Annotated in this window: 10 protein-coding genes and 2 tRNA genes; 10 read left to right on the forward strand and 2 right to left on the reverse strand. The window is 71.1% G+C overall.

Annotated features, from left to right (window positions below):
- Positions 1-17: 17 nt before the first annotated feature.
- From recF to HLI28_RS06460, 8 genes are all read left to right on the forward strand, one after another.
- Positions 18-1,193, forward strand: coding sequence for a DNA replication/repair protein RecF (gene recF, locus HLI28_RS06430; protein WP_171246680.1), 1,176 nt, complete (start codon positions 18-20; stop codon positions 1,191-1,193).
- Complete coding sequence (locus HLI28_RS15930; protein WP_343035699.1) at positions 1,186-1,770, forward strand: DciA family protein; 585 nt, start codon at positions 1,186-1,188, stop codon at positions 1,768-1,770. Before recF ends, HLI28_RS15930 begins: the two co-directional genes overlap by 8 nt.
- A 335-nt stretch (positions 1,771-2,105) precedes the next feature.
- Entirely contained in the window at positions 2,106-4,202 is a 2,097-nt protein-coding gene (gene gyrB, locus HLI28_RS06440) for a DNA topoisomerase (ATP-hydrolyzing) subunit B (RefSeq protein ID WP_343035700.1), read from the forward strand.
- A gap of 124 nt (positions 4,203-4,326) precedes the next feature.
- Positions 4,327-6,933 (forward strand): DNA gyrase subunit A, encoded by a 2,607-nt coding sequence (gene gyrA / locus HLI28_RS06445; RefSeq protein ID WP_171246788.1) that lies wholly within the window; start codon positions 4,327-4,329, stop codon positions 6,931-6,933.
- Positions 6,933-7,958, forward strand: coding sequence for a DUF3566 domain-containing protein (locus HLI28_RS15495; protein ID WP_246246467.1), 1,026 nt, complete (start codon positions 6,933-6,935; stop codon positions 7,956-7,958). The genes gyrA and HLI28_RS15495 overlap by 1 nt, the downstream gene beginning before the upstream one ends.
- Positions 7,959-8,077: 119 nt before the next feature.
- Positions 8,078-8,151: transfer RNA gene (locus HLI28_RS06455), tRNA-Ile, on the forward strand.
- 26 nt (positions 8,152-8,177) lie between these two features.
- Positions 8,178-8,297, forward strand: a complete 120-nt coding sequence (locus tag HLI28_RS15255) for a DLW-39 family protein (RefSeq protein WP_304602977.1) — start codon at positions 8,178-8,180, stop codon at positions 8,295-8,297.
- A 9-nt stretch (positions 8,298-8,306) separates the two neighbouring features.
- Positions 8,307-8,379 (forward strand) — tRNA-Ala (locus tag HLI28_RS06460).
- Between the two features lie 72 nt (positions 8,380-8,451).
- Here HLI28_RS06460 and HLI28_RS06465 read toward each other — a convergent pair.
- Positions 8,452-9,381 carry a hypothetical protein gene (locus tag HLI28_RS06465; RefSeq protein ID WP_171246682.1) on the reverse strand — a complete coding sequence of 310 codons (930 nt, stop codon included), beginning with the start codon at positions 9,379-9,381 and terminating at the stop codon, positions 8,452-8,454.
- Positions 9,382-9,469: 88 nt separating this feature from the next.
- Here HLI28_RS06465 and HLI28_RS06470 point away from each other — a divergent pair, with 88 nt between their 5' ends.
- Together HLI28_RS06470 and HLI28_RS06475 are read left to right on the forward strand one after the other, a co-directional pair.
- Positions 9,470-10,009, forward strand: a complete 540-nt coding sequence (locus HLI28_RS06470) for a peptidylprolyl isomerase (RefSeq protein WP_171246683.1) — start codon at positions 9,470-9,472, stop codon at positions 10,007-10,009.
- A 176-nt stretch (positions 10,010-10,185) separates the two neighbouring features.
- Positions 10,186-10,911, forward strand: a complete 726-nt coding sequence (locus tag HLI28_RS06475) for a rhomboid family intramembrane serine protease (RefSeq protein ID WP_343035701.1) — start codon at positions 10,186-10,188, stop codon at positions 10,909-10,911.
- An 87-nt stretch (positions 10,912-10,998) separates the two neighbouring features.
- Here HLI28_RS06475 and HLI28_RS06480 read toward each other — a convergent pair whose 3' ends face one another.
- On the reverse strand, positions 10,999-11,256 hold the full coding sequence (locus tag HLI28_RS06480; RefSeq protein WP_171246684.1) for a cell division protein CrgA: 258 nt from the start codon (positions 11,254-11,256) through the stop codon (positions 10,999-11,001).
- Between the last annotated feature and the right edge of the window lie 122 nt (positions 11,257-11,378).

The raw sequence follows: 11,378 nt of genomic DNA on the forward strand, positions 1-11,378 counted from the left end.
CCCGCCACACTGGAGTCATGTACGTCTCGCACCTCTCCCTCCTCGACTTCCGGTCCTACGAGACCGTCGACGTCGAGCTGGAGCCCGGACCGAACGCGTTCGTGGGGCGCAACGGGCGGGGCAAGACGAACCTGGTCGAGGCCGTCGGGTACGTGGCCACGCTGGGCAGCCACCGGGTCCCGAACGACACCCCGCTGATCCGCGCCGGCGCACAGCGTGCCGTGGTGCGCACACGCGTCGTGCGGGGGGACCGCGCCTCGACCGTCGAGCTCGAGATCACCGCCGGCAAGGCCAACCGCGCGCGCATCAACCGCGGTCAGCTCGGTCGTGCCCGCGACGTCCTCGGCATCCTGCGCACGGTGCTGTTCGCCCCGGAGGACCTCGCACTGGTCAAGGGTGACCCCGAGGGGCGCCGGCGCTTCCTCGACCAGCTCGTGGTCCAGCTCCTGCCCCGCGCGGCCGGGGTCCTCGCCGACTACGAGCGGGTGCTCCGCCAGCGCTCGGCGCTGCTGAAGTCGCTGCGGGGCCACCGCGCCGGCGGGCGGGACGTGGACACCTCCACCCTCGAGGTGTGGGACGGCCGGCTCGCCCAGCTCGGCGGGCAGGTGCTGGCCTGGCGCACGGCGCTCGTGCGCGCCCTGGGGCCACTGGTGGCGACGGCGTACGAGCAGGTCAGCGATGCGGACAGCGCGGCCGAGCTGGTGTACCGCTCCACGGTGGTGGCGGGCGACGGCGCCCCCGCACCGGCGGACGAGCTCGAGAAGCTCATGCTCGCCACGATCGAGGAGCGCCGGGCGGCCGAGATCGACCGGGGCCAGAGCCTCGTGGGCCCGCACCGGGACGACCTGGAGCTCACGCTCGGCGGGCTGCCGGCCAAGGGGTACGCCAGCCACGGGGAGTCGTGGTCGTTCGCCCTGGCGCTGCGGCTCGCCTCGTTCCGGCTCCTCGGCGGGGGCGAGCCGTCGGCGCCCGACGACGTCTTCTGGGACCCGGACCACGGCTCGGACGCCGACCCCGTGCTGATCCTGGACGACGTTTTCGCCGAGCTGGACGTCCGGCGTCGTGAACGGCTCGCGGAGCTCGTGGTCGAGGCTCGCCAGGTGCTCGTCACGGCGGCCGTGCCCGGTGACGTGCCGGAACGACTGCTCGGGGCCCGCTTCGAGGTCGCCGAGGGGCGGGTCGAGCGTGTCTGAGCACGGTCTCGCCCGGGAGCCGGCGGACGACGACGAGCCGCGGGCCCGTGATCCGCGGCCGGTGGTCGACCGCACCGAGCTCACCCCGCCCTCGGAGGTGGCGCGCGAGGCGCTCAACCGTGCCAAGGCGGCAGCCCGCGCCAAGGGCCTGCGGCCCGGCTCCCCCGCGCGGCGCTCCCCCCTGGCCGAACCACGGAAGGACCAGGGCAAGGGCCCCAACGCGCGCGACCCGCAGCTGATGTCGGACGTCGTGGGGCGGCTGCTGCGGGACAAGGGCTGGACGGCCGAGGTCTCCGTCGGGGGCGTCGTCGGGCGCTGGCGCGAGATCGTCGGCGCCCAGGTGGCCGACCACTGCACGCCCGAGACGTTCGAGGACAAGGTGCTGGTGGTGCGCACCGACTCCACGGCGTGGGCCACGCAGGTGCGGCTGCTCGTGCCGACCCTGCTGCGCCGGCTGGCCGAGGAGGTCGGTGAGGGCGTCGTGGAGCAGGTGACGGTCCTCGGGCCGTCGGGTCCGAGCTTCCGGCGCGGCCGTCGGACGGTGCGCGGACCGGGTCCGGGCGACACCTACGGCTGACCCGGGCGAGCGATGTTGGCCCGAGCAACCACCGATGTGGACAACGCCTGTGGACAACGTGGGGGAACCCACACGCCCAGACACGTGGGACCCGCTATTTCTTGCGCTTTCACGGTAGACTGAGCAGATGTTCCCGGGCCGCCTCCCGGGCTCGTGTCAACGGCGTACGACCGGCCCTCGGGCCGGTCGTCGGCTGCTCGGGTCGTGAGGCTGTCCCGGGACGAACGAGCACCGACCCGCAGCCGGCGCCCCGCGCGTCAATCCTGTGTGCTGCAGCCCGGGCACCCCCCGGGTGGACCTGTCGCGTGCATGGACGACGAGGAGTGCTCCAGCCTGTGGCTCAGCGATCCGACGGCGGCTACGACGCCGGGAACATCACGGTCCTCGAGGGACTCGAGGCCGTCCGCAAGCGACCCGGCATGTACATCGGGTCGACCGGTGAACGCGGTCTGCACCACCTGGTCTACGAGGTCGTGGACAACTCCGTGGACGAGGCCCTGGCCGGTCACGCGGACCGGATCGACGTGACCCTGCTGGCCGACGGCGGGGTGCGCGTCCGGGACAACGGGCGCGGCATCCCGGTGGCCATGCACCCGACCGAGGGGCGGCCCACGGTCGAGGTCGTCATGACGATCCTGCACGCCGGCGGCAAGTTCGGCGGCGGCGGCTACGCCGTCTCCGGCGGTCTGCACGGCGTGGGCATCTCCGTGGTCAACGCGCTGTCCAGCCGCGTGATCACCGAGGTCGAGCGCGACGGCTACGCCTGGCGGCAGGACTTCGCCGACGGCGGTGCGCCGGTGGGCGAGCTGCAGCGTCTGGGCGAGACGGACCGCACCGGCACCACGCAGACGTTCTGGGCCGACGCGTCGATCTTCGAGACGACGGACTACGACTTCGAGACGCTGCGCGCGCGGTTCCAGCAGATGGCGTTCCTCAACAAGGGCCTGCGCATCACGCTGACCGACGAGCGCACCGAGCACGTCTCGGGTCCGGACGAGGTGACCGGCGCGCTCGACTCGCGGGCGGTCGTCGCGGCCCTCGACGGCGAGGGGTCGACCGGGGACGGGGCCGAGACGGCCGGGACGCCCGACGACGAGGTGCACGACTCCGAGTCCGCGGCGGGCGCGGTGCGCACCGTGACCTACAAGTATGACGGCGGTCTGCGGGACTACGTCGCGCACATCAACACCGCGAAGAAGTCCGACATCATCCACCCCGAGATCATCGACCTCGAGGCCGAGGACACGGACCTCAAGGTCTCGGTCGAGATCGCGATGCAGTGGACCACGGCGTTCAGCGAGTCGGTCCACACGTTCGCGAACACGATCTCCACCACCGAGGGCGGTACCCACGAGGAGGGTTTCCGTGCGGCGCTGACCAGCCTGGTCAACACCTACGCGCGGGACAAGGCCATCCTCAAGGACAAGGACGAGAACCTCACCGGGGACGACATCCGCGAGGGGCTCACCGCCGTCCTCAGCGTCAAGCTCTCCGAGCCCCAGTTCGAGGGCCAGACGAAGACGAAGCTCGGCAACACCGAGGCGAAGACCTTCGTCCAGCGCATCGTGCGGGAGCGCCTCACGGACTGGTTCGACGCGCACCCGAACGAGGGCCGCGACATCATCCGCAAGGCGATCTCCGCCTCCCAGGCGCGCATCGCCGCCCGCAAGGCGCGCGAGGCCACCCGCCGCAAGGGGATCCTCAGCTCCGGCGGCATGCCGGGCAAGCTGAAGGACTGCCAGTCGAACCGTCCCGACGAGTGCGAGATCTACATCGTGGAGGGTGACTCGGCCGGCGGTTCGGCCGTGCGCGGCCGCGACCCGCACCACCAGGCGATCCTGCCCATCCGCGGCAAGATCCTCAACGTCGAGCGGGCGCGCCTGGACAAGGCCCTGTCGAACAACGAGGTCCAGGCGCTCATCACGGCGTTCGGCACCGGCATCGGCGAGGACTTCGACCTGGCCAAGCTGCGGTACCACAAGATCGTGCTCATGGCCGACGCCGACGTCGACGGCCAGCACATCTGCACCCTGCTGCTGACGCTGCTGTTCCGGTACATGCGCCCTCTCATCGAGCACGGGCACGTCTACCTGGCCCAGCCGCCGCTCTACCGGCTCAAGTGGTCCAACGCCCCGCACGAGTACGTCTACTCCGACCGGGAGCGCGACGCGTTCCTCGAGCAGGGCGTGGCGGCCGGCAAGCGGATCCCGAAGGACAACGGCATCCAGCGGTACAAGGGCCTCGGCGAGATGGACTACTCCGAGCTCTGGGACACCACGATGGACCCCGAGCACCGGACGTTGCTGCAGGTCACGATGGACGACGCGGCCGCGGCGGACGAGATCTTCTCGGTGCTCATGGGCGAGGACGTCGAGTCCCGCCGCAGCTTCATCCAGCGCAACGCCAAGGACGTCCGGTTCCTCGACATCTGAGTCGACGACGGCACGTACAGGGCGACGTCTCGTCCTGTACATCGGGTGATCGAGGCAGGACCAGCGCCCCGGCGGCGCAGGAAGGAACAGATTCACGGTGACGGACGAGACTCCCGGCCCGGACATGGCCGAGGGCGCCGACGGCGGTCCCCCGGAGGCCCTGACGGCCATCGCGCACGGACGCATCGAGCAGGTCGACCTGCAGCTCGAGATGCAGCGCAGCTACCTCGACTACGCGATGAGCGTCATCGTCGGGCGTGCCCTGCCCGACGTGCGTGACGGCCTCAAGCCGGTCCACCGGCGGGTGCTGTACGCGATGTACGACGGCGGCTACCGGCCGGACCGCTCGTTCTCCAAGTGCTCGCGCGTCGTCGGCGACGTCATGGGCAAGTACCACCCGCACGGTGACACGGCGATCTACGACGCCCTGGTCCGCCTCGTGCAGGACTGGTCGATGCGGTACCCGCTCGTGGCCGGCCAGGGGAACTTCGGCTCCCCCGGCAACGACCCGGCGGCCGCCCCGCGGTACACCGAGTGCAAGATGGACCCGCTCGCCCTGGAGATGGTGCGGGACATCGAGAAGGACACCGTCGACTTCCAGGACAACTACGACGGCCGCACCCAGGAGCCGACGGTCCTGCCCTCGCGCATCCCGAACCTGCTGGTCAACGGGTCCGCCGGCATCGCCGTCGGCATGGCGACGAACATCCCGCCGCACAACCTGCGGGAGGTCGCCGCGGGCGTGCGGTGGCACCTGGACCACCCCGAGGCCTCGAAGGAAGAGCTGCTCGAGGCGCTGCTCCAGCGCATCAAGGGGCCGGACTTCCCCACCGGCGCCCAGATCCTCGGGACCCAGGGCCTCGAGGAGGCGTACCGCACCGGGCGCGGGTCGATCACGATGCGCGCCGTGGTCAACGTCGAGGAGATCCAGAACCGGATCTGCCTGGTCATCACCGAGCTGCCCTACCAGGTCAACCCGGACAACCTGGCCACGAAGATCGCGGACCTGGTCAACGACGGCAGGATCGCCGGCATCGCCGACATCCGGGACGAGACCTCGGGGCGCACCGGACAGCGTCTGGTCATCGTCCTCAAGCGCGACGCCGTCGCGAAGGTCGTGCTGAACAACCTGTACAAGCACACGTCGCTGCAGGAGAACTTCAGCGCGAACATGCTCGCGCTCGTCGACGACGTGCCCCGCACCCTGAGCCTCGACGCGTTCGTGCGGCACTGGACGACGCACCAGATCGAGGTCGTGCGGCGCCGGACCGAGTTCCTGCTCCGCGAGGCCCAGGACAAGATCCACATCTACGAGGGCTACCTCAAGGCCCTCGACGCCCTCGACGAGGTCATCGCCCTCATCCGTCGCTCCCCGGACGCCGAGCAGGCACGTTCCGGGCTCATGGACCTGCTCGACATCGACGAGCAGCAGGCGAGCGCGATCCTGGCCCTGCAGCTGCGCCGTCTCGCGGCCCTGGAGCGGCAGCAGATCCTGGAGGAGCACGCCAAGCTGCAGGCGCAGATCGACGACTACCAGGACATCCTGGCCCGGCCCGAGCGCCAGCGGACGATCGTCGCCGACGAGCTGGACGCCGTCGTCGAGCGCTGGGGCGACGAGCGCCGCACGCAGATCCTGCCGTTCGACGGCGACATGTCCATCGAGGACCTCATCCCCGAGGAGGACGTGGTCGTCACGATCACCCGCGGCGGGTACGCCAAGCGCACCCGCACCGACTCCTACCGGGCCCAGCGGCGCGGCGGCAAGGGCATCCGCGGGGCGCAGCTGCGCGAGGACGACATCGTCGACCACTTCTTCGTGACCACGACGCACCACTGGCTGCTGTTCTTCACCGACGCCGGCCGTGTCTACCGCGCCAAGGGGTACGAGATCCCCGAGGGCGCGCGCGACGCCAAGGGCCAGCACGTGGCCAACCTGCTCGCCTTCCAGCCGGGCGAGCAGATCGCCCAGGTCCTGGCGCTGCGGGACTACGACGACGCCGAGTACCTGGTGCTCGCCACCCGGCGTGGACTGGTCAAGAAGACCCGGCTGACCGACTACGACTCCCCGCGCAGCGGCGGACTCATCGCGATCAACCTGCGCACGGACGAGGACGGCACCCCGGACGAGCTCGTCGCGGCACGCCTGGTCGACGCCGACGACGAGCTCATCCTTGTGTCGCGCAAGGGCCAGTCGATCCGCTTCGCGGCCGACGACGACACGCTCCGGCCGATGGGACGCGCCACCTCCGGCGTGACGGGCATGAAGTTCCGGGCGGGCGACGAGCTGCTCGCGGCCGACGTCGTCGAGCCGGACACCGACCTGTTCGTCGTCACCGAGGGCGGGTTCGCCAAGCGCACCCGGATCGAGGAGTACCGTCTCCAGGGTCGCAACGGTTACGGCATCAAGGTGGCGAACCTGGTCGAGGCGCGCGGCGACCTCGTGGGGGCGCTCGTCACCGAACCGGACACCGAGGTGCTGGTGATCATGTCCAAGGGCAAGATCGTCCGCTCCCGCGTGGACGAGGTGAACCTGACGGGGCGCACCACGCAGGGTGTGACCTTCGCAAAGCCGGACAGAGGAGACCGCATCATCGCCGTCGCACGGAACGTCGAGCGCCGCGCGGAGGCGGAGTCGGTTAGCGTTGAACACGAGGCCGACGACGTCGAGCCGACGCAGGAGGCGACGGCGGGCACGCCGGAGCAGGACGAGACCGGGGACGGGAACATCTGATGGTCAGCCAGAAGACGACGCCGAAGGCGGACACCTCCGCGACCGCACCGGTCGACAGCAGCGAGCCCACGAACGGGTCCGGGACGGCGAAGGAGTCGTCGTCCGCCACCGCCGCCGGGACGTCCGCGACCGCCCCGGGCGAGGCCGGCGAGACGACGGAGTCCTCGACGCCGAACGGTCGCAGCGAGTCCACGGCCGGGGCCGACCGCGCCGAGCCCGCCCAGCCGGCCACGCACGGTCAGGCGGCCGACGAGGCCTCGACGTCGGCCACGCCGGCGTCGACGTCCGACCCGGCTCCGACGGCCGGCCGCCCGGCGTCGAGCTCGGACCGGCCAGCCGGCGGTCCCGCCGCCGAGACGTCCGACAAGAACGGTGCCGTCAAGGCCGCCGCGGTCGCCCTGGCCGCCGCGCGGACGGCGGCCAAGAAGGTCCAGTCCGCCGCGTCCGCCGCCTCGGCCGGGATGTCCACGTCCGGGTCGCACGACAGCAGCTCCACCGGGTCGTCCGCACCTCCCCCGCCGCCGAGCAGCACGTCCTCGGGACCCCGCCCGGAGATGCACTACTCGGCGGGTGGCGTCCACGGCACCGCGCAGCAGTCGCCGACCGCCGACGGGTCGCCGCAGACCGGCACGCAGCCGTCGGTCGCCGGGCCCGAGGGCCTCGGCAGCCCGCGTCGCGTCCGCCTGTCGGTGTCGAGGATCGACCCCTGGTCGATCATGAAGCTGGCGTTCCTGCTCTCCGTGGCCCTGGGGATCATGACCGTCGTCGCGACCGCCGTCGTCTGGTACTCGCTGAACTCGATCGGGACGTTCGCCACGATCCAGGAGTTCCTCATCTCGACGCTCGGGCCCCAGGCCGTCGACATCACCCAGATCGTCCAGTTCGAGCGCACGCTGTCCCTGGCGACCCTGATCGCCCTGGTCAACGTCGTCCTCTTCACGGCCATCGCGACCATCATGGCGATGCTGTACAACATCACCGCGGCCCTGGTCGGCGGTGTGCATCTCACCCTGACGGACGAGTGACGACCCGTCGCCACCGCGCGACGGACGTCACACCCGGCCGCCCCGGTTCCGGTTTGGGACCGGTGGGGCCGGTACGGTAATGTTCCGTGCTGCACGCCCTCACCGAGGACGTGCTGCGAGGGGCTATAGCTCAGACGGTTAGAGCGCTTCCCTGATAAGGAAGAGGTCGGAGGTTCAAGTCCTCCTAGCCCCACTCCACGGTCGACGAGGAGGTCCGAAGTGAAGAAGATCGTCGTCGCCCTGCTGACCGCGACCGTCGGTTACGTCGTCTGGCGCCGCCTCTCGGAGGACGCCGCGGACCGGGACCTGTGGACCGAGGTCACCGACTCGCTCGACTGACGACCCCCAGGGGCCATGGCGCAATTGGTAGCGCACCTGCTTTGCAAGCAGGGGGTTGGGGGTTCGAGTCCCCCTGGCTCCACCCGCGAGACAGCACGAGAGCCCCCGTCCTCGAGGACGGGGGCTCTCGTCGTCGTCGGGGATCAGCTGACGACTACTCCTTCTTGTCCTCGGCGGGCGATGCCTGGCCCGCGGCGTTCTTCGCGTCCTCGGCAGCCTTCGTCGCCGACCCGGACTTCGGGGTGGACCCGGCGGGCTTGTCCGCCGACGAGCTGGCGCCCGCACCCGTCTTCGAAGTGGAGCCGGCGGTCTTGTCGGCCCCGGCCGCCGCCGCCGCACCGGACTTCTCGGCGGTCTCGCCGCTCGCCTCGGTCGTCTTCTGGCGGGACTTGGACGTCCGGGAGGCGGCCTTCTCGCGGGCCTCGGAGACGGCCTCCTTGCCCTTGGCGACGGCGGAGCCGGCGGCCTCGCCGACGGCCTCGGCCGCGTCACCGACCGCGTGGCGGGCGTCCCGCGCGACACCGTCGAAGTCCGGCGTCCGGGACTGCTCCCACGGCTCGGCCCACGGGTCGTTCTGCGGCTGGGCACGGCGGTAGAAGGCGTAGCCGACGGCCGCCAGAGCGCCGAGCACGACGGACCAGCCGACGGTCTTGCGCCGGCGGGACCGGCGCTGCGACTTGCGCGCCGACTTCTCGGCCGCCGCGGCGGCCTTCTTCGCGGCCTTGTTGGCCTGTTCCGCGGTGAGCGCCGCCTTGGCGGCCGCGGCGTTGAACGCGGTCACGATCTGGGGGAGATACTCGTCGACGATCTTGTCGTGCGTCTTGTCGACGAGCGGTGCGGCCTTGCCGGCCGCTTCCTCCACGCGGGGTGCGGCAGCCTGGACGCTGTCGTACCACGCCTTCTCCGCGCGTGGCCTGAGCCACTCGACGAAGGCGTCGTAGCGCGGCCCGGCCCAGTCCTTGGCCTGACCTGCGGCGTCCTTGGCGCTGCCCGCGGCACGGGTGCCCGCGCCGTACAGCGCGGCCGTGACCTCCGCGGTGGAGTCCTTCACCTTGGCGGGGTCGATCTTGGGAGTCTGCACCATGGCCCCACTCTGCCACCCCTGGTACAAGGGCGCAGCGTCACACGCCAGGTGCCTCGCCCGTTCCCCGGGTGGTGACATGATGGGTGCCATGTTCGCAACCCTCCACACCACCGCTGGTGACATCCGCCTCGAGCTGTTCCCGAACCACGCGCCGAAGACCGTCGCGAACTTCGTCGGTCTGGCCCGCGGGACGACGCCGTGGACCGACCCGCGGACCGGCGCCGAGCGCAACGAGCCGCTGTACGACGGCGTGATCTTCCACCGCGTCATCGAGAACTTCATGATCCAGGGCGGGGACCCGCTCGGCACCGGTACGGGCGGTCCGGGCTACACCTTCGACGACGAGATCCACCCGGAGCTCTCGTTCGACCGCAAGTACCTGCTGGCGATGGCCAACGCCGGCAAGCGCCGCAACCCGGTGACCGGTGCGGCCGAGGGGACCAACGGGTCCCAGTTCTTCATCACGACCGCCGAGACGCCGTGGCTGAACGGCAAGCACACGATCTTCGGCGAGGTGGCCGACGACGCGTCCCGCGCCGTGGTGGACGCCGTCAACACCACCCAGACGCGACCGGGTGACCGTCCTGTCGAGGACGTCGTCATCCAGAGCGTGACGATCGAGGACTGAAGGACCCGACCATCAGCACCCCGCCGCTCCCGCCGTCGGGTCCGCCGACGGACGCGCCTCCCGTCTGCCCGCGCCACCCGGACCGCGTCTCCTACGTGCGCTGCCAGCGGTGCGGCCGTCCGGCGTGCCCCGAGTGCCAGCGGCCGGCCGCCGTCGGCGTGCAGTGCGTCGACTGCGTGGCCGAGGCGCAGCGGAACACGCGCAGCGCCCGCACCGTGTTCGGCGGGACGGCGCGGGGAGGTCGCCCGGTCGTCACCCTGACGATCATCGGCCTGTGCGCGGTGAGCTGGATCCTCCAGCTCGCCACCGGGGGCGCCTGGACCCAGCAGTGGGCGTTCTCGCCCGCGATCGGTCAGGTCGAGCCCTGGCGTTTCCTCACGGCCGCGTTCCTGCACTCGACGACCCCGCTGCACATCCTGTTCAACATGTACGCGCTGTGGCTGGTGGGGCCGTTCCTGGAGCAGGCGTTCGGGCGCGCCCGGTTCATCGCGCTCTACGTGCTGGCCGCGGTCGGCGGCCAGGTCGGGGTGCTGCTGCTCGCCGACCCTCTGCAGGAGAGCTGGTACGTCGGTGTGGTCGGCGCCTCCGGAGCCGTCTTCGGCCTCTTCGGCGCCATCATCCCGGTGCTGCGACGGCTCGGTCGCAACGCGGGACAGATCGTCGTGCTGATCGCCATCAACATGGCGCTGCCGCTGTGGCTGCCCAACATCGCCTGGCAGGCGCACGTGGGCGGGCTCGTGGTCGGCCTCGCCCTCGGAGCCGGTTTCGCGCTCGCTCCCCGGGAGCGGCAGCGACTGGTGGGCTGGGCGCTGCCGACCGCGGTCGGTGTGCTCCTGGTCGCGGCGGCGGTGTGGAAGTACTCGACGGTGCCGACCGCAGCGGGAGTGCTGGGGCTGTTCTGAGCGCGGGCCCCGGCGGGGCCCGCGCGCCGTCGTCCCCAGGGATATGCACAGGTGTGGAATCACACCGGTGTCACCTGTACAGCAGCGTCACTTCCACCTGGTCGTCAGCGAGAAGCCGGCGATGATGAGCGCGAAGCCGACGAGCAGGTTCCAGTTCCCCAGGGCGGGGACCGGCAGGCCGAGGCCCTGGCTCGTGAGGTAGTAGGTGACGATCCAGGCGAGTCCGGCGACCATGAGGGTCAGCATCGTCGGGACGAGCCAGCGCGGGTTGGCCGAGGCCTTGTGCGGCAGCGACGACTCCGAGGCGTCGGACTTCTTGCGGGGCTTCTCGGACTTCTCGGGCACGGATCGGCTCCTGTCAGGACGATGGTGCGACGTCCGGGACGAGATCCCGGCACGCCGACGACGGTTCGTCGTCTAGCGTAGTGGTCAGCAGCACCGCTCCGGGCACGATCATGACGAAGGGG

The organism is Isoptericola sediminis (assembly GCF_013085345.1).
In the GTDB taxonomy this organism is placed as follows: Bacteria; Actinomycetota; Actinomycetes; order Actinomycetales; family Cellulomonadaceae; genus Isoptericola; species Isoptericola sediminis.

Excerpts from the sequence above, each read along its gene's own strand:
- gyrA (WP_171246788.1), top strand. The coding sequence starts at position 4,327 with ATGGCCGAGGGCGCCGACGGCGGTCCCCCGGAGGCCCTGACGGCCATC.
- HLI28_RS15495 (WP_246246467.1), top strand. The coding sequence starts at position 6,933 with ATGGTCAGCCAGAAGACGACGCCGAAGGCGGACACCTCCGCGACCGCA.
- HLI28_RS06465 (WP_171246682.1), bottom strand. The coding sequence starts at position 9,381 with ATGGTGCAGACTCCCAAGATCGACCCCGCCAAGGTGAAGGACTCCACC.
- recF (WP_171246680.1), top strand. The coding sequence starts at position 18 with ATGTACGTCTCGCACCTCTCCCTCCTCGACTTCCGGTCCTACGAGACC.
- HLI28_RS06470 (WP_171246683.1), top strand. The coding sequence starts at position 9,470 with ATGTTCGCAACCCTCCACACCACCGCTGGTGACATCCGCCTCGAGCTG.